Origin of the sequence: Vibrio sp. YQ_11 (assembly GCF_043103065.1) — a bacterium.
In the GTDB taxonomy this organism is placed as follows: Bacteria; Pseudomonadota; Gammaproteobacteria; order Enterobacterales; family Vibrionaceae; genus Vibrio; species Vibrio parahaemolyticus.
Map to the genome: position 1 here is coordinate 95,360 of NZ_JBICJM010000013.1, position 21,466 is coordinate 116,825.

Below are 21,466 nucleotides of genomic sequence, written 5' to 3' on the forward strand. Positions count from 1 at the left end.
TACACAGCTTATTGGCGTATGATTATTAGGTCAGTCAATAAGCTAGGTGTTTACTATGAGAGTGTTGTGCCCAGAGTGTGGAAGCAAAAGCCGTATCCAAAAATCCAACCGCCTAACCAATAGTCATTCAGATTTGTATTGCAGTTGCAGTGACCCCGAATGTGGGCACACGTTTGTGATGAATTTGTCTTATAGCCATACGTTGAGCCCATCGGCAAAAACGACAAGCCAACTGGCATTCAACTTGTGTAAGGCGTTGCCGCCAGAGGCACGGCAACAGCTCAAACACCAACTATCTATGCTGTAAATCAATTCGACATAAAAGCAGTACTCTCCGTTTCGCAAGCCATCTCGATAATACTCAAGATGGCTTTTTGTTTTTTCGTGTCTAATTGCCCCTTTGCATCCGCAAGTATCAAGCCTGCGATATACGCACCAGCTGCTCGAGTTCGCTCCGTCGCCTCACTATTTGCTACACCATCAATGACGATCTCTAAAGCAGACAACATGATATCGTTTTGATTTTTATCCGACATATCAACACCCTTACTAATCACACGGGAAATATACTGTATATTTATACAGGTTTCTATAGTGGTTTTCAGACATAATTCACTCATTAAGAAATTCCTTTGTTGCTTCGAGTTCGTAGAAATCACGCAGTCACATCATTAAAACAGGAGGTAATACACTTCCTAACTGCGTAAATGCGTTGTTTACTAAACCAAGCTAACTTAGGTTCCTGAACGCGCAAGGCCTTAGAAAGTTGATGTAACTCACAAAAAAATCCAGAAATCGAGCTTGCGGTATTGGAAGCCCGTGTTAATGGCGCAGCTATGCTTAATTTAAAAATTCAGATGAGGGATTTTGGAAGGAGTGTGTATTTATAGTTACGACATAGTAGTTTGGTATCAATAGCCATCGCTTTGACGACGCTATTTTGTTCAGTATTGCTCAACTTTTGTCTAAGTTTTTTATCATATTGATGTACATCATTGCTCTGGATTGCTGTGAAAATGCAACTTGACGAATAAATATAGATTCCTAACCCTGACTCTAGATTTTACCAGTGACGCAGATTAGCAGATGTGAACTATACTAGTGAACGGTGTATGTTGATGAACGCTGTCGCATATTGATAACGATTTGCCCTAAAGGTCATTGCTCAATTTACTAGTCTCTAGTAGCATGCACATAGAGATAATTATTTACAATGCTCGCTATATGCGCAGCGTGTTTCTGGCTGAAAGGCCTTTTAATGGAAGAACATGAGGTGTTTCTATGAATGCGTTTTTAGCAGGAATAGGTAAAGCTTTAGCTATATGGCCTCGCACTGATTATGAACAATTTATCCCTCAAGTGAGACCAACTACTGAAGCTTGGTATAAAACTCAAGCGATGGTGCATGAAAACTGGGTAAAGATAGAAACTAATCACCCAGAGATTAAGAGAGTTAAGTTATATAGACGTTCAATATCGCGAGAACCAATAAACAGCGAAGGTAATATAGAATATGCCGAAAAACCACAAAGATAATACACCTTCCAACGATAATGAACAGGAAAACCAAGAGGTTGAACAAAATGATGTTCAACCTCTTGAAGTTCTATTAAGTGAAAACCCTGAACTTGCAAAAGTAGCAAGTCAAGACCCAAAAGTAGGCGAGTTTTTACAGAGGTCTCCTAAGTTACAACAAGCTTTACTGCAAATCACCCACCACCAACAGCACTTTTCTGGACCTATGCCTCCCCCAGAATACCTGTCAGAATACGAAAAAATAGTACCCGGTATTGCTAAGGAACTCTTCGATGGCGTAAAAGAGGACTCTGCGCATATAAGAGAAATGCAAAGAGAAGCACTTAAAGCCCAAAAAAGAGATAACTTACTAGGTCAGATATTTGGCTTTCTGATTGGAATATTTGCTATTGGATGTGGTACCTATGCTGCTGTAAATGGCTCACCATTAGCGGGAGGCTTTATTGGTGGCGGTGGCGTTGCAGCTTTAGTTGCAGTATTCGTTATAGGGAAAAAGCCTAACTCACAACCACCACCAGAAAAATAAGGCATTTATATTTACATGAAGCCCACCAAAATTTGGTGGGCTTTGTCTTTTCTAACATACTTATCTACTATGCTAGCGGCCAGTCATCCCCAACAGGGAAGAACGACAGGTCTGGTTGTTGATACTCTTGTTGTTCTGGCTGGGTCAATGCCTTATCCCAACTTTCGAAATCCATCCATTTAAGATCATCTGCAGGTGCTCGGCTTACTTCGACCAGCTGCGCCGGACGTTTATTGCCGTGTTCGTCTACCTCCGCAGGGCGGATTTGAATACTGGTTGCATCGTCGATGCGAATTGAGCTGCCTTTTAGCAGTGCGGCCAGTGCCGTTTCATCAATATTTGGCGGATTATTCGCCCGACTATTCACTGGGTCTAAAATTCGGGTTAGCTGATCGCTGACCTGTACCTCGCGATGCTGCGTACAGTTATTGACAGAACTCCGAGAGGAGCCAGAGGCTCCAATAGCGGTCGCTGCGCTCCCTTGGGTGATCGCTTCAGCTTCTTCGATAACCTTTGATTTCTTCTGAATCGTCCAGACCTTAGTGCGAGTTTTCACGACCGCTTCTGGTGTTTGGAAACCTTCCACCTTGCGTACGTCTTCACCGTGAGGTGATGCGAACGGAAGTACTTGATATGAATTGGTGATCAGCAAATCTTCGCGTTTAACGAATGGTCCACCCTGCCCCATGATGTAACCTTGCCAGTTGCCATGGTCTGCCGCTTTCATCGTGTCGACGATGCAAGCCTCATCAGATTGGATTCGTGCCTGGTAGTTTTTACCGATCACTTCTACCAACTCTTTGTTGGTTAGCAGACGATCAGGTTTTACCGGGCCAACGACATGGCGGTGCAACATGTGGTACATATCCAACAGGTCAGCGCGTTCTTGCATGAACACGTATTCCATAAAGGCTTTTTTGTTTTGGCTAGCAAAACGGCGCAGCTCTCGGTAGGTCGTCACCGGCGCACCACCAAAGAATTGAAACTGGCGAATCGCCCAACGGCTTTTCCAAGCACTGACGTTCTTCGCCATGTCTTTTACTGATTTGCCTGCTTCGTCGGAGACTTCATCGTCCATAGCAAAGCCGTCGATGTTCTTAGAAATGTATTTCGCGATGTAGCCCGTTGCTGTGCCTTTCTCTGGGTCGATGTAACCGAAGTCACAACGTGGACGGTAATCCATAGGACCAACATAAGCGCACTTGCGAAATGGCTTTTGCTTTTCCTTTTCGTATTGCGGGTGCAGTTCTGCACGGTCTTCTTGGGTCGCGTATGAAATAAAGATGTCACGCACTTGCGCCACTTCTTCCGGTTTTACCCAAATCAGCAAATGCCAGTGTGGTGTGCCATCGTGATGAGGCTCCGCAACACGGACACCAAACCAACGGATTTCTTCACGACCTAACTTGGCGCGGATACGCTGCCAAGCATTGTTTAAGTACGCTTGCGCCTCTCGTGGGCTTGCACCATTCCAATGGTCGATGAAACCGCCTTTCTTGTAGGAGTTATGGTATTTCGACGGCGTAGTCAGAGTCAGGAACAAACCTTGTAAACCAAGCTCATTGCCGATGTCTTCACAACCACGACAACGCACCATCAATTCATGACGGCGAATCGCAGGGTTAGACACACTTTTCAAAACCATTTCGGACAGGTCTGCTTTTTCTTCGGTTTCTTCGTCGAAGAGTTCACACTGCTTGATGTATTCCCAGTTGCGCTTTTGTTGCTCTTGGTGCTCACGAACACAATCCCAAGAAGCATAAGCAGAGGCTTTTGAAGATACTTGCCCCATTGCAATGGCTAGGTGCTCACGCATAATTTTTCGCGCCTTCACCAAACGACCAAGCCACCACTTCTCGCTAATCATGCGAGAGATATCTTGCAGAGCAGACAACTCATTTTGCTTTTTGTATTTACATGGTGGCTTAATGCCGAATTCGGAAGTGAAAGCAGCTAGCTGATGATAACCCTCAACAATAGGGCAGAACGTTTTGTCCTTTTCCAGTTCAGCTTCGGTAATACTTGCCAACTTAGAAGAGATAATTTGGAAACGAGCATTCATGATTTTGCCAATCTTGAACGCCATTTCTTTGAGTTCGTCTTGTTCTAGTTCTGCCAAGATACGGCTTTTTACTGGCTTGCGGTTTTTCTCCGCCTTGTCGAAATCAAAGCGAAGTTGCGGTTTAGCAATCTCTGGGTGTGCAGATGTAAAGTCGCTTTGGTCAGTGTTATCTAATTCTTCACTGAGCAAAGAAACCTTTTGGGTTGTTGGTAGCTTTTTGTATTTGCGTAAAACTATAACGGCGCGATCAGCAGCTGGCCCCATTCGTTCACGCAAAAAGATGTTTGCTTCTCTGCGACCTTTCTTTTCGAAAACAGAAATGTAGCGAGTCACAAAGTACTTAGTTAAGTAATCTGGCAGACCTTGGATTTTGCCTTTCGTCCACTCAAAATCATCTGGGTTTGCTTCAAACAGTTTACGTTCGAGCACGCTCAGGTCGTCAGGTTCTTGCGACTCATCAAAACGTCTTGCACCAAAGCAAGCATCCGCTAGTGTTTTTGGCACTTGCGGAAAAACGTGCAAGCTTCCCCAACTTTGACAAGCCAGAGAAGCAGCACGTTTGTAGTCATGGTCAAAACCGAACTTATCCAAGTCTAATAGTTCGATTTCAGTGGGTTCGGTTAGCGATTTCAATGTGTTAATCTCAAAAAATACAATTACAAAGGCTGGAATATATGAAAACTACACTTCTGAACGACTCATTTAATCTCAACTACTTTGATGGACTAGTTGAAGATTTCATCGAAGACAACTCAGATTCGGTTGGCGGTAAAGAAATGACAATCGCTATCCTCCCGCCAATAGAACCAAAGAAATATCTCAATCCTATTCGCCCATATAGAACGATTACTACTACCGGATTAAATGAATTCGTATCAATAACCAACTTCCTCGAAGAGCTAGAGCTGCTTTGCATCAATAAAAACTCTGACTCAGTTGATGGATTCGATTGCGTATTCATAATTCCCGAAGAAGAGTTCTATGATTTATATCCAGAAAATGATCCTGACTATGAACAAAAAATAGAAGCAGTTAGAGCTATGTTCAGGAAGTAGATTTACTTCTTTGCCTTCTTGACTGCTGCAATTTGTTGTTTAACAGCAGTGATAGAAGGCAAATCCCCTTCTTTGATTTGTTTTCGGATATATTTTTTTGCATAAGACGTTAACTTCTTCATACCGCCTCCAGTTCCTGAGTGGTCACCAACATAAAGCCGCCTTTACCGTTGCCCTTGCTCAACACGCCTTTGGTTAGGTGAGTACAACTAAGGGAAACACATGCCTGTTCGATCGCTTGGTCTAGTGAGTCGAAGTCGCCAACCATTACATTGGCAACTTCTTGAGTGTCTTCATGGCGAACAACGCCACCATCTGGACAAAGCATGATTGCTGCATATTCCATTTGCTCTTTACTCCTTAACCAAAATAATGCAATCGTCTGTTTCAATAGCTCCGGTGATAACCGTGCCATCTTCAGTTCTGAGTAAACCTAATTCTTCGGCCTGTTGGATAGCGTCACGTAGTGATTCAACAACGCTCGGTTTCTTCGTTGCTTTGGCGTTGGCCAGTGCATTGTTGTATTGAGCTGTATCAACCCAAACGATAAGAGCGGTCTTTTTGCCGTCCGCTAGTTCGGTGGCACCAAGACCATCGGTTTTGAATTTGATTGTGGTGCGTCCTTTGTTGTATTGGGCGGAGTCCATACACTGGTGAAGTGCTTGAACCGCTACGTTCTCGTCACCGATTTCATTAAGTAATTGAGTAAGTGATGCCATATCAAATTGCCTCCAACGTTGCGTAGCCATGCAGAGGTTCACAGTCGCGCCACCACGTTTGCATGGTTGTGTTTTGGCTTGTGCTTTTCGTGCATGCAGAGATAAAGAAAAGAGCGCGGATTGCACCAATGGCCTGATGGTGTGTTGCGTTGTCTGTGGATTGGTTGAATACAACAACCCAGTAAACCCACCATGCAGTGATAAAGTCTTCAAGGCACAAACCTTGTTCTGTGCCGTTTACGTTCACCAACATTGCACGAGTAGAATCAAGCTCTAACATCACGCCTTGGCTTGATTCAACTGGGTTGAAAACACGGATAAATTGCTCGATTTTGCGAGAAGTAAAACCTTCGCAACGAAGGCCAAACTCTAGGTCTTTACGATAGATAGTCAGGATGCTCATGCTTCACCTGCCTTTTCTTCTTCCAGACACTGCTTACATTCCCCATAGAGAATCGTGCCATGAGCACATTGGTTTGAGTTTGATTCCGGCGCTTTCGCTTCGGCAGTTTCACGAGCCTCAATAACAAGTTCTGTTATCTCGCTTTCGATTGCTAATAGCTGAACGTCTGCATCTTCTTCATCGAGTCGAACTCGTGAGTCAAATAACGGCAGATCACTGTGGTCGTACTTACAGCCTTTAACAAAAACTCTTGCCTCAAACCAATTGACGCTAGCTACATACCCAGCGTGAATTTCAATCACATCGCAATTGCTTATCGCCAGCGCATTAATGGCGTTCACAATGTCTAACACCTCACGGTTGGTATTCAGGCCGCTAAATAGCTTTTGCTTTTGCGCCAATGCCTCCGCTGGTAAATCCGCATGCCCAATAGTGCCGATATTACGGTTGATAACTTGGTCTATGAGGTTTCTTGCTTCGGTTAACTTTTGATTGGTATTCATCTTCTATGCTCCTACGCTAAGACGAAAAAAAAGCCCCCTGTTACAGGGGCAAAGGCTGGCTTGGTGATTAATGGGTGTTACTGAATTGATAGTGCTTGAGGCGACGAACATCGCCGACATTGCGATCAAATAACGTCGCGATTTCTTTAATTTGTTGCATGCCGTTGCGGATTTTGTGTAGTTCCAAATCGTTAAAGCTATCGAACTCACGGACGTGCTCCGAAGCTTTAAGATCTCCGGCAATCAATACCATGCCACGAAAACGAGGTGGCATACCGTCCCACAATTCTTTTAACTTACTGCGTGTAGCGGAACCGTTGAAAAGCGCTTTGCAAGCGGCAATGCTCTCGTTTGCGTTTGGTGCTTGTTGCAATTGTTCTTGTTGAATAGCTAACTGACTCATTGGTTCTCCTTAGGCTAAACCCGGAAGTGGTGCACCGTTGGCTAGGAAATCTGTGCCCATTTGCATGAGTGGCTGTAAGCCCGTAGTGCGGTTCTCTAGATCGGAAATCATCAAAACAAGGTTGCCAAGTGCAGCGTGCGCTTTGGCTAAGGTCTTGTTTTTGGTTGAACGCGGCAGGCGCTCTGCGGTGCACATTTGCATTGCATCGCCAGAAAGCTCGCCGCTTAGCGCGTTATTGAGTAGCGTGCGCTCTATGAAGTTTTTCTGTTCTGATTCCTGTGGCAGCGCCACGGTCACGGTGCCTAAGTTGCTATAAAGAACGTTATGGATTGAGTAGTCGCCGGAGTGATAACACAACCAGGCTAACTCGATGGCGTATAGCTTGTGCGGCTGCTCTGGGTTGAGCTTGTTGCGCAGCATGGTTTCGCCCATGTCCATCTTTCTGGCTAATCCTGCCATGTTGTGATTGGTTGCAAATGCGCAGCACGCCTCGTCAAACGCGTTTTGTTTGGCCTCACGTAATCTGCACATGGCGATGTTTGCGTCCATGTTTGACAATCCTTATAGCAACGTTGGAATGCAAATGACTGCCCAGGCGAATAAATGAAGCCAAAGCGGGCAGTAAGTTTTGGTTGGAATCAGAGAGGAAACGCGCATGACTTATCCTAACTTTGCAAGCGCTTCGCGGGCGGCTATCTCATTCATTGCAATGAGGTTTACCAGCGGCTTTTCTTTTGGGGCTCTTTTTTCCTGGATGATGATGCGGCCTTTACGGACGTAGTCTCGAATCGTTTCAAGCTTTAGGCCAGTGATGCGTGAGTATTCTTCAAACGTCACAAATGGCACGGGTAATACTGGGTTGTATGACAACATGGTGGTATCCTACTTAGTTGATTTAACGACATTTCACTGTACTCACGATTATTCGCACTAATCGAGTACGCAGAAATTATTGATCGCATTTGAGTTCATTGCAAACTCAAATGGACGCAAATTAAATTTATTTGTGATCGATAACCATAAAAAAGGGTCATATGGACGCTAAAAAACCTATTCTTCCATACGAATACCTTAAGGGTAACGAGTTCGTAGAAAAGCTTAAGGAAGTTCTAAACTGCAAGTCACATCAAGAACTTGCAGATTTACTTCGTATACCTAAGTCTACATTCAGCACATGGAGCAAGCACGAAAGGACTTCGCATGAGCTCACAATTAGACTTCATTTGGCCTTAGGAATACCAATCGCAGAACTCGCTTTGTCAAAAGACGACAAAAACCGCATTGCACAAGGAGGAGCTGAAGTGGCTAAACCTTCTTTGGATTACATGTCTAGAATGCTTGGTGAACAATCCACTCAGCTACAACAAGCTCAAAACGATGTTGTATCTATATCAAGCTTTTGCCTGACTAACGGGCAACTTCTCGACACTGGAAAAATTCCTTATGCAATTCGCATTTTTAACAGTTGGAATTTGGATAAAAACAACTCAATAGAGATCGAGACTAACGACGGGCGCTTCATCGTTGATAAAACCCAGAACGATGCGATGAGTGGCGATTACTTGATTGATATAAACGGTCGAATGTCAATCAACCATATTCAACGGTTGCCGAATAAACTTGCAGTTGTATTTGGAAACAGCACTGTTGAGGTAGCAGAAGAAGACATCAAAGTAATTGGCCGTGTAGCTGTGACTTTGAAGAAAGATTAATTAATAAAAATTGGCTAGGAAATAAATATGGATATTACCAGTGACTTAATTTGCACTTATTTTAGTCAACGTCACGTATTGTCTATTCAGCAGTTGGTTAACGCTAAATTAATTGTTAACGCAGAAGATGAACCAACACACGTGCAAGGTTGGTGTGCTATCACATCTTCTCCTCGAACCCTGCGTGTAGATCACGTGCTCGACATTCACGATTCTCTTAGTGAAGCAGAAACTTTTTTCAAAGAAGCTCAAGCGAAACTAGAACAAAGTGGCTTTGAATTCGATGTTCCAAAACCAAATCGCTTATCCAGCCCAGACACTATGGATGTTTGCTTTACTGGTTTCGCCAAAGGGGACAAAGCAGATCTTATGTCATTAGCCGAATCAAAGGACATGATGGTTCGACAAAGTGTAACGAGACACCTAGACATTCTTTGCTACGGCTACAACGCGGGTCCTAAGAAACTCGAAAAAGCCTTGGAGCAAGGCGTCATGATTTTAAACCGTCACCAATTTGAAAACCTGTTGGAAACGGGTGAAGTGCCAGAAGATATTTAGGTCATTGGGCGAGTGGCGGTGACTTTGAAGAATGATTAATTAATAAAAATTGGCTAGGGAGAACCAAAATGGCTAAAGAATGTAAGCACGTGAAAGCTTTTCGCGAAAAACACCTAAAACCAAGTGAAACGATTATCGCCACTGGTGAAGGTTACATCGGTGAAATGATGGGCTCAGGTGACAAGACCCAACATAATGGTGCGTTGATCGTCACTAATGAGAAAGCGTATTTCTATCGCAAAGGATTTTTTGGCGAAGTGCTAGAAAACATCCCGCTTAAAAGCATTACCTCTATTGAGCGCAAATCTACGCTTGGTCACTATACGGTTAGTCTTCACACGAGCCATGACGACCTTACATTCAAATGCATGCAAGAAAAGGAAATAGTCCAAGCTCTTGTTGATGCTATCGAAGACGGGCGCTCAAGCACATCTAGCCAACCGAATGTACCTCCATTCCCCTCAGAATCAGCGATTGATAAGCTAAAAAAACTGGGTGAACTCAAAGATGCTGGCGTTCTTACTGAAGAAGAATTCCAACAACAGAAAGCCAAGTTGCTAGCTGAAATCTAAGTTCAAGAAAAACAAAAATAATTGGTTGTCTAGGAGCAAAAACATATGGATAAAGGTGCATTAACTGCCCTCATTATTTTCTTTTTACCTTTATTGTTACTCGTCATCAGCTGGATGAGAGGTAAAAAGAACAAGAAGGCTTATGAAGAAAAACTCGCAGACTCTAACAAACAACTCGAGTATGTATATGGCAAAGTAGCTCGCCTTGAAGAAGAGCGAAGAGACTTGAAAACTAAGTATGGCCCGATCATAGATATAGAAGGCCATGCCGCCAAATTACTCGATGAAGCAGAAGAAGATGCAGCATCTAAACGTGATCAGTCTTTAAAGTTGTTAGCTGAAGCCGAAGCAAATGCGGACGAAATTCGCCAGGAAGCTAAGTCCCTTAGGTCAGAAGCGACTCAAAGATTGAAAGATTCGAAAGAAAAAGCCGAATTAATTAAGAGTGAAGCCAGAGTCGAAGCTGAGAAGGTTATCAGCTTTGCAGAGGCTCAAGCTAAGGAAATTGCAGGTGACGCTTACGAAGCCAAAGCGAAAGCAGACTCGTATGATAAAGCTATTCGCGCAATGAGAAACACCATTGAAGGCTACAAAGATGACTACATCATCCCGAACCACTCTGTGTTAGACGATCTAGCTGATGAGTTTGGTCATAAGGAAGCTGGTGAAGAACTCAAAGCGGCAAGAAAGAGAGTTCGTGATATGGTTAAGGATGGTTATGCCGGTGCATGTGATTATGCAGAAGTTCACCGTAAAACCTATGCCATTCATTTTGCTGTCGACGCTTTTAACGGAAAAGTAGATAGCGCACTATCGAAAGTTAAACATGATAATTACGGGAAAATTAAGCAAGAAATCATCGATGCTTTTGCTCTCGTTAATCATAACGGCGCCCCCTTCAGAAATGCACGTATCAACCAAGAGTATCTAGACGCGAGACTCAATGAGCTTAAGTGGGCAGTAGCTACTTTTGAACTCAAAAAAATCGAAAGAGAAGAGCAAGCCGAAATCAAAGCGCAAATTCGAGAAGAAGAGCGAGCTATTCGAGAAATGGAAAAGGCTCGTAAAGAGGCAGAGAAAGAAGAACGCCTACTTCAAAAAGCGCTTGAGAAAGCTCGCGCTGAACTTGCAGCCGCGAATGATGAGCAAAGAGCTCAGTATGAATCACAGCTTGCTGAACTCGAAGGCAAACTTAAAGAAGCAGAAGAGAAAGGCCAACGCGCCCTATCTATGGCCCAACAAACTCGCAGAGGCCACGTTTACGTTATTAGTAACATCGGCAGCTTTGGTGAAGAAGTCTTTAAGATTGGTATGACTCGAAGGTTAGAGCCAATGGATCGAGTCAAAGAACTAGGAGACGCTTCCGTTCCGTTCTCATTTGATGTCCATGCAATGATTTACAGTGAAGACGCCCCTGCTCTAGAAAAAGAACTTCATAGAAGGTTTGATTTGGACTCTGTGAACAAGGTTAATCCACGCAAAGAGTTTTTCAGAACATCGGTTGCGGAAATCAAACAAGCTGTAGAACAAAATGGGGTTACGGATGTTCATTGGACTCTTAAAGCAGAAGCAGCTGAGTACCGAGAAAGTCTTGCTATCGCTAAAGAGCAGCTAGCGGAAGCAGTCGCATAACGATGCGTCGTATAGAAAATGACAGTTCGCAACCTTAAAGACGCCAGCAAAAAACCTTGGCTCTGTGAGTGCTACCCACAGGGCCGAACTGGTAAGCGCATTCGCAAACGCTTTGCTACTAAAGGTGAAGCGGTTTCCTTTGAACAGTTCACCATGCGCGAAGTTAACGACAAGCCCTGGCTTGGCGATAAGCCCGATCACCGCCGCTTAACAGATGTGATTGAACTGTGGTACCAACTGCACGGTAAGAACCTGAAATCTGGTGAGCGTTCAAGATACCGCATGATGCTTACGGCCAAAGAACTAAATAACCCGATTGCGTCTTTACTGACTTCTAATGACCTCGCCCATTACCGGGCTGCTCGTGTAAATAAAGGTCGCGGCCGTGAAAACAGGGAAATGGCGATCAGCTCTAACAACGGTGACATTGCGCTGTTGAAATCAATGTTCAATCGCTTGATAGCACTCAATGAGTGGCGAAACCCAAATCCCGTGACAGGCATCGAGCCAGTCAAGAAGGCTCAATCTGAATTAACGTTTTTGAGAGAAGAGCAAATCATCCGTCTTTTCGAAACGATTAAGAAAAGCTGGCTACATGACGAACTGCGTTTGATTTATAAAATCTGCTTAGCCACTGGTGCTCGCATCAATGAAGCGGTTCTACTCCGAGGTGAGCATGTATTCGGTAATAAGATAACGTTTGTAAATACCAAGGGTAAGCGAAACCGAACTATCCCAATCTCTGAAGAGTTGTTTGCAGAGCTTAACCCCACATCGAGTGGCCGATTATTCACATGTGGTTATGGTGTCGCGCATAAGTGGATTGATAAAGCGTTACCTGAATTACCTAAGGGACAAGCTACTCACGTTTTGCGCCATACTTTCGCCACGGCTTTCATGCGTAATGGCGGTAACATCCTCGATTTGAAAGCGGCACTAGGCCATGTCAAAATTGAACAAACGATGGTTTACGCCCATTTTTCGCCAGATCACCTTTCATCGGTAGTCAATTTCAACCCTATCAACGGCCTTAAAGTATAACGATAAAAGTGGCGACAAAGTGGCGGCATTGCTCAACAAACCTCGCCATTATCCATCAACATACATTTTATTAGTTTTTAAAAACCCTTTAGCTACATGGCATTGCAAGGGATAACAATAGGTTTAAAAGTATATGAAAGTAATCAGCTTTAACATCAATGGACTACGTGCTCGACTGCACCAACTCCAAGCGCTCATCGATAAACACCAGCCTGACGTTATTGGTCTTCAAGAGATTAAAGTGCATGATGAAGCGTTCCCGATTGAAGATGTCGAAGCCATGGGTTACAAAGTGTATTTTAATGGCCAGAAGGCGCATTACGGCGTAGCGATGCTTTGTAAGCAAGAGCCAATCCGCGTACAAAAAGGTTTTCCAACGGATAACGAAGAACACCAAAAGCGCATGATCATGGCGACGTTTGAAGACGAAAATGGTGAAAAAGTAACGGTGCTTAATGGCTACTTCCCTCAAGGGGACAACATTAGCCACGAAACGAAATTCCCATACAAGCGCCAGTTCTACAAAGATCTAATGACGTATCTAAACGATCATCACAGCAACGATGAACAGTTGATTGTTATGGGTGATATCAACATCAGCCCTATCGATTCAGATATCGGTATCGGAGAACCAAACCGTAAGCGTTGGTTGAAAACGGGTAAATGCTCTTTCCAACCAGAAGAACGTGAATGGCTACAAACGTTGTTAAATTGGGGATTTGAAGATACTTTCCGTAAGCTTTACCCAGAAGTGAACGATCGCTTCTCGTGGTTTGACTACCGCTCTCGCGGCTTTGATGACAACCGAGGTCTACGAATTGATGTGATTTTGGCGACCCCTTCTCTCGCGCAAAAATGTATTGAGTCGGGTATCGATTATGAATTACGCGGTATTGAAAAGCCTTCAGACCACGCGCCAATCTGGTCGACATTCAAGTAATACATTGCAAAGCAATAACCGTGACTCAACGCTAAGGTAAATCTAGTAAAAAGGGAGACTCAGTCTCCCTTTTTCATGCACGTTATTTTCTACTCAGCTAGTTCAGTGGCCAAACCGTTTGACCATCAATACTTACTGGCGTTTGAGCGAATTCGTTCAGACAGTAGCCGGTATTGCTACTTGCAAAGTAAGTGAGAGGCATCGGCGTCAGATTCAACGCAACAACTTGTTGCTCCGCTTTTTCTGAGAACGAGAATCCCCACATGTCGAGATAGTTAGTCATATCTCGCTGAGCCACGTAACTTAGGGCAATGAGCAACCAGTCGTTGTTTGAGATGCTGTTTGCTTCATCTTTGGTATACATCGAGAAGCCAATGCTTGATTGTTTCGCATTCCACAGTGCCTCATCTGCTTTCAAACGATTAAACTCACGCTCAATAAGATGAAGTCGTGCCAGTAAATGCCAACCATTTTTAAGCACACCTTCGTGCTGAGTTGCCATCATCATTTGAATGTAAACGCGAGCACCCCAGCTCCAACCCGTTTGGTTTTGCTCCGCCATATAAGCATTTGGATCGCTTTGTGTTCGACTGGTTTGCAACAGTTCAAACTGACCTTTGAAATCCAAGCTTTGGCAGGTTGATTCCTTACCCGTATTTTGGAAGAAACGAGACTTGCTGTAGTAGGAGTAGTAGTTGGTCGTCGAATGCCCTTCCCAACCAGCGAATCGGAATCGTCCTTTCTCTAAACCGTGGCCTAGCTCATGCAAATCACCGTGACCTAAAGGACTGAAGGCCCAATAAGCATCGTACGGGTTACCAGAGCAGCCATAGCCACAAGTGGCTTGGTCAGCGTTCATGTGCTTAACCATATCAATATTGGCAATTTCCCAGCCTTGGTTTTGAGCGTATTGAATAATTTCAGGTACTTCGTCTATACCCGGCCCTTGAAAACCAGCCAGAACATGCGGGTAATTATGAACATATTCTTCTGTTGCCAGCGCCATTTCCGCAGGGGTAGACCACATTTCATCGTTGACCGACTCTAACATCTTGTCACGCTTTGAGTGCACTTCAAACCCAGGGGTGATCAGCTCGGCCCAATCAAACAAATTGGCTTCTAGCTGCTGGATAAAGGTGTCGTTGTCCTTCTCACTTCTCCATACAGGATGCTGTGCCACATGGTTAAATCTCAGTTCAACCGGAATATCATTTTTGTCAAAGTGAACCTGTACTGGGCCGCCATAAGGAGAAGTCAGCGTGATGGTTTCACCCGCTTTGACTTCGTAAGCAAATGAAGTCAGCAGTTTAGGTCGAGTATAACCGTCTTTACTGAACTCATGAGTCGCTCCACTTCTTAAGCTATTGATGACAATTTTTGTGGCCACATCATTGTTGTCTTTACGCGTTACCGTGAAAGTCTCACCTGGCAGCGCATACACTCCTGCCGAACGGAAGTTACGTTTAGACTCCATATTCACCGTAGTATCAGTTCTCTTTACATCGGCCCCAAATTCACTGCGACTGAAGTTTCCCATATTTGGTTGTTTTGGGTTGATGCGACGACTGTTGTATTGAACGTAGTCCGCGAAGTACGATTTCAAAAACTCAGTCGTCCCCGTAGACTGCTTATCCATTGGAAAAGAGGCCGTTTGACGATAATGATCCGCCAATAACACCATAAGCTTTTCGTATTGATAACCATCTTGTTCAAACAACGAGATTTTTTGCTCATCAAGTAATTTCAGCCATTGGCGAATGCTGTTGGCAGCGTCGTAAAATTGACTGTCCATGTTCGCTGCTTCTGGACATGATTTGTCATCACATTGGGACAAATCAACATTGAAGTTTTGAGTTTCGAAACGGGATAACAACGCTTGTTGCGTGATGACAGAATCTGGCACAAAGTTCATCAGTGATGAAGGTGCCCAATCGACCAAACCTAACTTACGCCAATAGTTGTCCCCCACGTAGTCAACATGGAATTTTGCCAAAATGTCTCGGCCAAGATCGGTCAGCCCACCGTCCCAATGCAGATATAGAACCGGAATTTTAGCTTGCTCGGCATAAGCCAGCGCATCTATTACCTGTTGGTTGGTATCTCCTGACAGCAAATGTTGTGACAGAATCAACAGGTTTGGCTTATCGGCTTTCAAGCAGCTAAGTAATTTTGAACCGTCGCACAGGTTAGCTTCATTAAATGTCAGGTCTGGTGAAATATTGTTGTTTAACCAACTGCGCGTCGCTTGCTCATCAGGAAAGTAATAAGACTGATCCATTTGCGCGATGACGACGTTTGAAGTAGCTCCACCTGACAACCAAGTAACGAGGTTATTTAGCCATTGAGTCATTGCCGCATTAGAAGAGTCAGGAAAACGTTGTGCGGTTCGAAATGGGTTACTGCCTAAAACAGCATAACGCTGGCCATTAGTTTGCTCACCAGCAATACCAATCGACAACGCTTGGTCTTTGTAGCCACTCGCCATCGCTTTATTGGTCATCAAGATGGTGTCGTTGAATCCATAGGTAGGAGCAAAAATCGCGGCATAATGCGTCGGATCCCAGTAAAGACCCGAAAGATTTTTTGCTATCGCAGATTTGATCGCATTCGACTGTTTCTTGTGCGCCTCAACAACTTGACGGCTTTCGCGAATGAAGTCATTTGGGTCAGAAACTAACAGGGCATTGCCTGTTTCTAGCGCTTGTTGAACAGGAACTGGAGTTGGTGTGACTTGACTGTTTGATTGTGACTTGCTCTCTCCACCACCGCATCCGGTGGCAACAGCGGCAAGACCCAACGATATAATTGTTTTTTTCATATTTCACTTATTAAACAAGGGTTTTGCCGAAGTGTAATGTAAGCGAACGAGGGAACGAAATAGTCTTGTTGATAAATAAGAAAAGTATGAATGAAGGTATCAAAAATAGAATGGTACCCGTAGGTACCATTACTTAAGTACATGATTTAGCTCAGAGGACGCAGGTACGCTAAGAAACGTTTTTCCGCGCGTTTAAAGCACCAAAGAATGATAAACGTAAGCGACATATAGAAAAGTCCAGCCGTCAAGAACGACTCAAATGGTGCGTAATAACGAGAGTTAACTAAGCGCGCTGCACCAGTTAAGTCCACGATGGTTACGATCCCTGCAACCGCACTGCCATGAAGCATGAAAATCACTTCATTAGAATAAGCAGGTAGTGCTCGGCGTAACGCACTTGGCAAGATGATGCGTTTGTAAGTCATAAATTTACTCATGCCATACGCTTTTGCGGCTTCCACTTCGCCTTTCGGCAAACCGTTAATCGCACCACGAATGATCTCTGCCGTATACGCTGATGTGTTTAGTACAAACGCAACAAGAGCACAAAACCACGCGTGTTCCCATAAGGTATCTTTCACTGGGAAAAACTGATCCATGCCATAGTAAATCAGATACAACTGAACAAGCAGTGGCGTTCCTCGGAAAAAGTAAATGAATCCCCAAGAAGGAAGGCTCAAAGCGTAGTTGGTACTGTTTCTCGCAATGGCGAGTGGAACTGAGACGCACAAGCCAATCACCAATGAAATGCCCACCAGCCAAACGGTCGTCCAAAGCCCTTGAAAGTAAACAGGGAAGCTTTCAATAATCAACGAAAAATCCATTACTTACCTCGCATGAATACTGAATTTGCGTTCAACGAGTTTTAATAACCCCGTCGAAATACTGGTGAAGAAAAGGAAAATCAGTGCAACAGCCATGTAGAACGTGAACGGCATTTTTGTTGTACCAGCCGCCAGAGAGCTCATTCTCACCATATCTTCAAGCCCGATGATGGAGACAAGCGCGGTGGTTTTTAACAATACCAGCCAGTTGTTACCAAATCCCGGTAGTGCATGGCGAATCATCTGAGGAAGAAGGATTCTTCTGAACGACAACACTGGGCTCATGCCATAAGCTTTTGCTGCTTCCAACTCACCTTTATCGACGGCCATGATCGCACCACGGAAAGTTTCCGCCATGTAAGCTCCAAAGATAAAACCAATTGTCAGCACACCGGCAATAAACGGGCTCACATCAATGTAGTCAGGTAAGTAAGAAGTCCACTCATGATTTGGGTCGCTAGATGCAAACCATTCATTGAGCGTTTCGTTGATGGAATAGAGGCTATTGTTTAAAAGTATTTGCCCACCAAAGAAAATCAACATCATCAGAACTAAGTCTGGAATGCCGCGAATAATGGTGGTGTAAAGTGTGGCAATTGCTCTTGCCCATTTGTAGGGTGCGAGCTTAGCAAGCGCGCCAAGCATTCCCAATATCACCGCAAGCAGTAGTGACAGAACTGCTACTTCGATGGTTACCAAAGCCCCTTTAAAAATGGAGGCTTCATATCCTTGTAAATCCAGCATAGGTGAGTTCCTAATCCCTAAACTCAAAAAATCGACCGTTGACTACTTCTAGGAACAAGCCAACGGCCGCTTAATTACCGCTTATTCGCCGTAAACATCGTAGTTAAAGTACTTGCCAGCAATTTCTTGGTAAATACCTTTATCACGCAGTGACAAGATTGCCGCATCAAGTTTCTTCGTTAGATCTTTATCTTGTTTACGTACAGCGATACCGAAACCTTCACCGAACCATTTCGCATCAGTCAGAGATGGGCCAACAAATTCGTACGCATCACCACCAGCTTTGTTCAATACACCTTCCTCTAGAGCAGATGCATCGCCCAAAACTGCAGCAACACGGCCGTTCGCAAGGTCTAGGTACGCTTCGTCAAAAGAGCCGTAACGTACAATTTCAACTTTGTCACCGTAGTTATCAGTTAGATATTTATCGTGAGTGGTCGCACGTTGAACTGCGATTTTTTGACCATCTAGATTAGCAAAGTCTAGGTTTGCACCTTTCTTAGCAATGAACTTATTTGGGATCAGTGCGTATTTGCCCGTGAAATCCACTTTCTTCTTACGTTCTTCGGTAATCGACATTGCCGCGATGATCGCATCGTATTTACGAGCCAATAGAGAAGGAATAATGCCATCCCAATCTTGTGCAACGATCTGACACTTCACTTGCATTTCTTCACACAGCGCATTGGCCATATCAACATCAAAGCCTTTTAGAGAGCCATCGGTTTCTGTCCAGCTAAATGGAGGGTATGCGCCTTCAATGCCAAAGCGAACTGTTTTCCATTCTTTCGCTTGAGCAACACCAGACACTGCCGTTGCAGCAAGAGTTGCTGCCAATAACCACTTTTTCATTTCCATACTCCTGTGATTGCTATTTTATTTGGTTTTGTTCGTTGTGCTTACTTAGGAGGCAAAACTCTGCCGCCTAATGAATATTAGTAGATAGATGAGATAAACTGCTGTAATCGCTGAGAATCGGGGTTAGTAAATAGCTTAGCTGGATCTCCCTGTTCTTCCACTAAGCCTTGATGCAAGAACATCACATGATTTGAGACGTCACGAGCAAACGCCATTTCATGCGTCACCACTAACATGGTTCGCCCTTCATCTGCCAAATCTCTCATAACCCCTAGCACTTCCCCAACAAGCTCAGGGTCAAGCGCAGAGGTAGGCTCGTCAAACAGCATAACTTCTGGATCTACGGCAAGGGCACGAGCAATCGCAGCACGCTGTTGCTGACCACCAGATAAATGACCTGGGTAATAATCTTTACGCTCGTAAAGGCCGACTTTTTTCAGTAACAACTCTGCATTTTCAATTGCTTGAGCTTTCGGCACACCAAGAACGTGGACAGGTGCTTCGATGACGTTTTCAAGAACGGTAAGATGAGACCAAAGGTTAAACCCCTGAAAAACCATAGCTAAACGCGAACGAATACGCTGAACTTGTTTTTCGTTGGCAGGTACAGATTCACCCGCGCGGTTGTTTTTCATTTGAATAAGCTCGCCGTTTACCCAAATTTCACCAGCGGTCGGTGTTTCTAGTAAGTTAATACATCTAAGAAAAGTACTCTTGCCAGAACCGGAAGAGCCAATGATGGAGATAACATCCCCTTTGTGAGCGGCAAGTGAAATGCCTTTCAGGACTTCATTCTGTCCAAATGTTTTGTGCAGGTCTTTTATATCTAGCGCTGGTACATCATTCATGCGCTCTACTCCCTGTGTTTTTGTCACTGCAATTAAGGGACTCCGCCCTCTCTATTTCGGAACAAATTAGCACCACCCCTAGAAAGTTGCAACAAATTATTAACCTAAATAAATCGAATAGATAGATACGATAGACAAATGAATATGCAATATATAGCAACATATTCTTTTATTCGTGAATATAGACCACAAAAAAGCCCCTCAAGTGAGGGGCCAAATAAATTTACAAAAGTGTTAATTGCTTCTCTCTAACATCAGCGTTTTAGTTTGAGCAATGCGATTCATCGTATCTCTAACTTGTTTCTCATTCATTACGATACCGAGTACATCTTTTGTCGTATCAGCGCCATCACCATTGGCAAAAGCAGTGAGAAAATCAGCAGCTTTAACGTCTGCTTTTTCATCGGTAAACACATAGCTCTGAGTAATTAACGAGTTATTGGAGATAACTAAATCACTTCGAGCACCAGAAGGAACACTAGAGTAATCTAAGTCAGGAACGACGATACTTCCTTCGATCAACGAGTAAACAGAATGGCGAACAACGTATGGCGTTGCACCAACCATCGTACCTTGCTGATAGCTCACGCGTTGTAACCCGTTTTCTTGGCCTAAACCAATACTGTCAGTTAGATCAACAACACTGTTTGATACACCTGGTTTCGTGTTCTGGGTATCCGTTACTGAAAATAGAGAGCGGTCATCAACAACAATGCTCCAGTTTTCAGAAACTTTGTCTGTGTATGCAGCTGTCCATCCAGGCGTTGCAATCGTGCCTTCTACACTGAATGTCCAAACATCGCCTTTCAATGCATCAGGGTGATAAAACGCACTTGTCTTTGGCACTTCAGCTAAACGGTAAGAAAAGTTTTTGTAGATTGTATCAATATCTATCTTAGAAAAATTGATACCCGACGTACTGACCATAGGCATCGAAGGCGTTCCTGCAAAGACCATGCGTCCATCAGTCCAGTCTTCAAAACCATATTGGTACAAGGAAGAGCGTGAAGCAGTGCGGTATTGAGCTACCATCGTTTTTTCGGTACTAACCGCTGGTAAACTTTCACCCTTGGTAAAGCGCGATTCGTTCGCCGTTACAGTTTCTAGCTGGGAATCAAAGTAGAACGTCGAATATGGATTGCCTGAAGCATCTTCCGCAGTCTTGTAGTCCAAGTTTGTCTTATTGACTTTTGAATCGTTATTTCCCGTCAGACAGCTCGTATTACTTACGTTCGCATCTGCAGATAGGTATACGTTTCTCAAAGAGGACTCAGATTCCAAAAGATCTTTTGAAAAGGTAATCGCGTTAATAATAGTGCCATTCACCTCTTGAACAGTAACACTACCGCCATCTGGAATCGTTTGCAGAATAATCGTCAATTTGTCATTGCTTGCTGTTACCAAATCACCAACGCGGTTACCCGATGCATCAGAGTAATAAGCTGTTAACTGAGTGTCTAAAACACCACCCAACTTATGGTAATTCAATACTTGCTCAATATTGTTTGACTCAAAGCGATCGTAAATCGTACAAGTACCGTTACTTGAAAGCGCTTGTGTCTTTGGCGCAACAAAAGTGAAGTTAAATGCAGTTTGAGGTGTACCGCCACCGCCACCACCGCCGCCACCGCCGCCACAACCGACCATTAAACCTGAGATAATTGCCACAAGTGGCAGTACTTTAAGCTGTTTCATGTCTTCTTCCTAAACTG

25 protein-coding genes are annotated in these 21,466 nt (G+C 44.1%); 10 read left to right on the forward strand and 15 right to left on the reverse strand.

Going from position 1 to position 21,466, the window contains the following annotated elements; all coding sequences use genetic code 11:
• The first annotated feature begins 55 nt into the window (after positions 1-55).
• Positions 56-307, forward strand: coding sequence for an ogr/Delta-like zinc finger family protein (locus ACF8EG_RS10515; RefSeq protein WP_079765352.1), 252 nt, complete (start codon positions 56-58; stop codon positions 305-307).
• A gap of 1 nt (position 308) precedes the next feature.
• Here the strand turns inward: ACF8EG_RS10515 and ACF8EG_RS10520 are convergent, their stop codons facing one another.
• The gene (locus ACF8EG_RS10520; RefSeq protein WP_392419439.1) at positions 309-620 is read right to left on the reverse strand and encodes a hypothetical protein; all 312 of its coding nucleotides are present in this window, start codon (positions 618-620) and stop codon (positions 309-311) included.
• Positions 621-1,281: 661 nt separating this feature from the next.
• On the opposite strand from ACF8EG_RS10520, the gene ACF8EG_RS10525 reads away from it, so the two are divergent.
• Together ACF8EG_RS10525 and ACF8EG_RS10530 are read left to right on the forward strand one after the other, a co-directional pair.
• Positions 1,282-1,536, forward strand: a complete 255-nt coding sequence (locus tag ACF8EG_RS10525) for a hypothetical protein (RefSeq protein ID WP_318114585.1) — start codon at positions 1,282-1,284, stop codon at positions 1,534-1,536.
• Complete coding sequence (locus tag ACF8EG_RS10530; protein WP_318114586.1) at positions 1,514-2,062, forward strand: DUF2335 domain-containing protein; 549 nt, start codon at positions 1,514-1,516, stop codon at positions 2,060-2,062. Before ACF8EG_RS10525 ends, ACF8EG_RS10530 begins: the two co-directional genes overlap by 23 nt.
• A 67-nt stretch (positions 2,063-2,129) precedes the next feature.
• Here ACF8EG_RS10530 and ACF8EG_RS10535 read toward each other — a convergent pair whose 3' ends face one another.
• A complete protein-coding gene (locus ACF8EG_RS10535) occupies positions 2,130-4,757 on the reverse strand; it encodes a replication endonuclease (RefSeq protein WP_392419441.1) in 2,628 nt (875 codons plus the stop codon).
• A 41-nt stretch (positions 4,758-4,798) separates the two neighbouring features.
• Here ACF8EG_RS10535 and ACF8EG_RS10540 point away from each other — a divergent pair, with 41 nt between their 5' ends.
• Positions 4,799-5,179 carry a hypothetical protein gene (locus tag ACF8EG_RS10540; RefSeq protein WP_029559284.1) on the forward strand — a complete coding sequence of 127 codons (381 nt, stop codon included), beginning with the start codon at positions 4,799-4,801 and terminating at the stop codon, positions 5,177-5,179.
• A gap of 118 nt (positions 5,180-5,297) precedes the next feature.
• Here ACF8EG_RS10540 and ACF8EG_RS10545 read toward each other — a convergent pair whose 3' ends face one another.
• The 7 genes from ACF8EG_RS10545 to ACF8EG_RS10575 all read right to left on the reverse strand — a co-directional run bounded on the left by ACF8EG_RS10545 (position 5,298) and on the right by ACF8EG_RS10575 (position 8,080).
• Positions 5,298-5,525 carry a hypothetical protein gene (locus ACF8EG_RS10545; protein WP_047508607.1) on the reverse strand — a complete coding sequence of 76 codons (228 nt, stop codon included), beginning with the start codon at positions 5,523-5,525 and terminating at the stop codon, positions 5,298-5,300.
• A 7-nt stretch (positions 5,526-5,532) separates the two neighbouring features.
• Positions 5,533-5,898: a hypothetical protein gene (locus ACF8EG_RS10550; protein WP_228777198.1), complete on the reverse strand. Its 366-nt coding sequence runs from the start codon at positions 5,896-5,898 to the stop codon at positions 5,533-5,535.
• Between the two features lies 1 nt (position 5,899).
• Complete coding sequence (locus ACF8EG_RS10555; protein WP_029559286.1) at positions 5,900-6,301, reverse strand: hypothetical protein; 402 nt, start codon at positions 6,299-6,301, stop codon at positions 5,900-5,902.
• Positions 6,298-6,804 carry a hypothetical protein gene (locus tag ACF8EG_RS10560; protein WP_180944596.1) on the reverse strand — a complete coding sequence of 169 codons (507 nt, stop codon included), beginning with the start codon at positions 6,802-6,804 and terminating at the stop codon, positions 6,298-6,300. The genes ACF8EG_RS10555 and ACF8EG_RS10560 overlap by 4 nt, the downstream gene beginning before the upstream one ends.
• 67 nt (positions 6,805-6,871) lie before the next feature.
• Complete coding sequence (locus ACF8EG_RS10565) at positions 6,872-7,207, reverse strand: hypothetical protein (RefSeq protein WP_029559288.1); 336 nt, start codon at positions 7,205-7,207, stop codon at positions 6,872-6,874.
• 9 nt (positions 7,208-7,216) lie between these two features.
• The gene (locus tag ACF8EG_RS10570) at positions 7,217-7,756 is read right to left on the reverse strand and encodes a phage regulatory CII family protein (protein WP_029559289.1); all 540 of its coding nucleotides are present in this window, start codon (positions 7,754-7,756) and stop codon (positions 7,217-7,219) included.
• 111 nt (positions 7,757-7,867) lie between these two features.
• Positions 7,868-8,080, reverse strand: coding sequence for a hypothetical protein (locus ACF8EG_RS10575; RefSeq protein WP_045588167.1), 213 nt, complete (start codon positions 8,078-8,080; stop codon positions 7,868-7,870).
• A 161-nt stretch (positions 8,081-8,241) separates the two neighbouring features.
• Here ACF8EG_RS10575 and ACF8EG_RS10580 point away from each other — a divergent pair, with 161 nt between their 5' ends.
• From ACF8EG_RS10580 to xthA, 6 genes are all read left to right on the forward strand, one after another.
• Positions 8,242-8,919 (forward strand): phage repressor protein CI, encoded by a 678-nt coding sequence (locus tag ACF8EG_RS10580; RefSeq protein WP_392419445.1) that lies wholly within the window; start codon positions 8,242-8,244, stop codon positions 8,917-8,919.
• A gap of 27 nt (positions 8,920-8,946) precedes the next feature.
• Positions 8,947-9,477 carry a hypothetical protein gene (locus tag ACF8EG_RS10585; RefSeq protein ID WP_064376267.1) on the forward strand — a complete coding sequence of 177 codons (531 nt, stop codon included), beginning with the start codon at positions 8,947-8,949 and terminating at the stop codon, positions 9,475-9,477.
• Positions 9,478-9,545: 68 nt separating this feature from the next.
• Positions 9,546-10,049, forward strand: coding sequence for a PH domain-containing protein (locus ACF8EG_RS10590; protein WP_060469884.1), 504 nt, complete (start codon positions 9,546-9,548; stop codon positions 10,047-10,049).
• A 45-nt stretch (positions 10,050-10,094) separates the two neighbouring features.
• Positions 10,095-11,681, forward strand: a complete 1,587-nt coding sequence (locus ACF8EG_RS10595; RefSeq protein ID WP_060469885.1) for a DUF4041 domain-containing protein — start codon at positions 10,095-10,097, stop codon at positions 11,679-11,681.
• An 18-nt stretch (positions 11,682-11,699) separates the two neighbouring features.
• Positions 11,700-12,722, forward strand: coding sequence for a tyrosine-type recombinase/integrase (locus ACF8EG_RS10600; protein ID WP_060469886.1), 1,023 nt, complete (start codon positions 11,700-11,702; stop codon positions 12,720-12,722).
• A 133-nt stretch (positions 12,723-12,855) separates the two neighbouring features.
• Positions 12,856-13,662 (forward strand): exodeoxyribonuclease III, encoded by an 807-nt coding sequence (gene xthA / locus ACF8EG_RS10605; protein WP_069505354.1) that lies wholly within the window; start codon positions 12,856-12,858, stop codon positions 13,660-13,662.
• 97 nt (positions 13,663-13,759) lie between these two features.
• Here xthA and ACF8EG_RS10610 read toward each other — a convergent pair whose 3' ends face one another.
• The 6 genes from ACF8EG_RS10610 to ACF8EG_RS10635 form a co-directional block, all read right to left on the reverse strand.
• Positions 13,760-16,480: an ImpA family metalloprotease gene (locus ACF8EG_RS10610; protein WP_025630839.1), complete on the reverse strand. Its 2,721-nt coding sequence runs from the start codon at positions 16,478-16,480 to the stop codon at positions 13,760-13,762.
• Positions 16,481-16,626: 146 nt separating this feature from the next.
• Positions 16,627-17,304, reverse strand: coding sequence for an ABC transporter permease (locus ACF8EG_RS10615; protein ID WP_005456275.1), 678 nt, complete (start codon positions 17,302-17,304; stop codon positions 16,627-16,629).
• 3 nt (positions 17,305-17,307) lie between these two features.
• The gene (locus ACF8EG_RS10620) at positions 17,308-18,048 is read right to left on the reverse strand and encodes an ABC transporter permease (protein WP_005456256.1); all 741 of its coding nucleotides are present in this window, start codon (positions 18,046-18,048) and stop codon (positions 17,308-17,310) included.
• An 81-nt stretch (positions 18,049-18,129) separates the two neighbouring features.
• Positions 18,130-18,900, reverse strand: a complete 771-nt coding sequence (locus ACF8EG_RS10625; RefSeq protein WP_005456273.1) for an ABC transporter substrate-binding protein — start codon at positions 18,898-18,900, stop codon at positions 18,130-18,132.
• An 83-nt stretch (positions 18,901-18,983) separates the two neighbouring features.
• On the reverse strand, positions 18,984-19,754 hold the full coding sequence (locus ACF8EG_RS10630) for an ABC transporter ATP-binding protein (protein ID WP_005456207.1): 771 nt from the start codon (positions 19,752-19,754) through the stop codon (positions 18,984-18,986).
• A gap of 234 nt (positions 19,755-19,988) precedes the next feature.
• Positions 19,989-21,449: a flagellar sheath protein A gene (locus ACF8EG_RS10635; RefSeq protein ID WP_005481901.1), complete on the reverse strand. Its 1,461-nt coding sequence runs from the start codon at positions 21,447-21,449 to the stop codon at positions 19,989-19,991.
• Positions 21,450-21,466 lie beyond the last annotated feature (17 nt).

Bases quoted from the DNA above. Each gene is read 5' to 3' on its own strand.
- ACF8EG_RS10585 (WP_064376267.1), top strand. From the start codon at position 8,947: ATGGATATTACCAGTGACTTAATTTGCACTTATTTTAGTCAACGTCAC.
- ACF8EG_RS10515 (WP_079765352.1), top strand. From the start codon at position 56: ATGAGAGTGTTGTGCCCAGAGTGTGGAAGCAAAAGCCGTATCCAAAAA.
- ACF8EG_RS10565 (WP_029559288.1), bottom strand. From the start codon at position 7,207: ATGAGTCAGTTAGCTATTCAACAAGAACAATTGCAACAAGCACCAAAC.
- ACF8EG_RS10570 (WP_029559289.1), bottom strand. From the start codon at position 7,756: ATGGACGCAAACATCGCCATGTGCAGATTACGTGAGGCCAAACAAAAC.
- ACF8EG_RS10620 (WP_005456256.1), bottom strand. From the start codon at position 18,048: ATGCTGGATTTACAAGGATATGAAGCCTCCATTTTTAAAGGGGCTTTG.
- ACF8EG_RS10630 (WP_005456207.1), bottom strand. From the start codon at position 19,754: ATGAATGATGTACCAGCGCTAGATATAAAAGACCTGCACAAAACATTT.
- ACF8EG_RS10600 (WP_060469886.1), top strand. From the start codon at position 11,700: ATGACAGTTCGCAACCTTAAAGACGCCAGCAAAAAACCTTGGCTCTGT.
- ACF8EG_RS10625 (WP_005456273.1), bottom strand. From the start codon at position 18,900: ATGAAAAAGTGGTTATTGGCAGCAACTCTTGCTGCAACGGCAGTGTCT.
- ACF8EG_RS10550 (WP_228777198.1), bottom strand. From the start codon at position 5,898: ATGGCATCACTTACTCAATTACTTAATGAAATCGGTGACGAGAACGTA.
- ACF8EG_RS10545 (WP_047508607.1), bottom strand. From the start codon at position 5,525: ATGGAATATGCAGCAATCATGCTTTGTCCAGATGGTGGCGTTGTTCGC.
- ACF8EG_RS10530 (WP_318114586.1), top strand. From the start codon at position 1,514: ATGCCGAAAAACCACAAAGATAATACACCTTCCAACGATAATGAACAG.
- ACF8EG_RS10560 (WP_180944596.1), bottom strand. From the start codon at position 6,804: ATGAATACCAATCAAAAGTTAACCGAAGCAAGAAACCTCATAGACCAA.
- ACF8EG_RS10635 (WP_005481901.1), bottom strand. From the start codon at position 21,449: ATGAAACAGCTTAAAGTACTGCCACTTGTGGCAATTATCTCAGGTTTA.
- ACF8EG_RS10595 (WP_060469885.1), top strand. From the start codon at position 10,095: ATGGATAAAGGTGCATTAACTGCCCTCATTATTTTCTTTTTACCTTTA.
- xthA (WP_069505354.1), top strand. From the start codon at position 12,856: ATGAAAGTAATCAGCTTTAACATCAATGGACTACGTGCTCGACTGCAC.
- ACF8EG_RS10525 (WP_318114585.1), top strand. From the start codon at position 1,282: ATGAATGCGTTTTTAGCAGGAATAGGTAAAGCTTTAGCTATATGGCCT.
- ACF8EG_RS10575 (WP_045588167.1), bottom strand. From the start codon at position 8,080: ATGTTGTCATACAACCCAGTATTACCCGTGCCATTTGTGACGTTTGAA.
- ACF8EG_RS10520 (WP_392419439.1), bottom strand. From the start codon at position 620: ATGAGTGAATTATGTCTGAAAACCACTATAGAAACCTGTATAAATATA.
- ACF8EG_RS10580 (WP_392419445.1), top strand. From the start codon at position 8,242: ATGGACGCTAAAAAACCTATTCTTCCATACGAATACCTTAAGGGTAAC.
- ACF8EG_RS10555 (WP_029559286.1), bottom strand. From the start codon at position 6,301: ATGAGCATCCTGACTATCTATCGTAAAGACCTAGAGTTTGGCCTTCGT.
- ACF8EG_RS10540 (WP_029559284.1), top strand. From the start codon at position 4,799: ATGAAAACTACACTTCTGAACGACTCATTTAATCTCAACTACTTTGAT.
- ACF8EG_RS10610 (WP_025630839.1), bottom strand. From the start codon at position 16,480: ATGAAAAAAACAATTATATCGTTGGGTCTTGCCGCTGTTGCCACCGGA.
- ACF8EG_RS10615 (WP_005456275.1), bottom strand. From the start codon at position 17,304: ATGGATTTTTCGTTGATTATTGAAAGCTTCCCTGTTTACTTTCAAGGG.
- ACF8EG_RS10590 (WP_060469884.1), top strand. From the start codon at position 9,546: ATGGCTAAAGAATGTAAGCACGTGAAAGCTTTTCGCGAAAAACACCTA.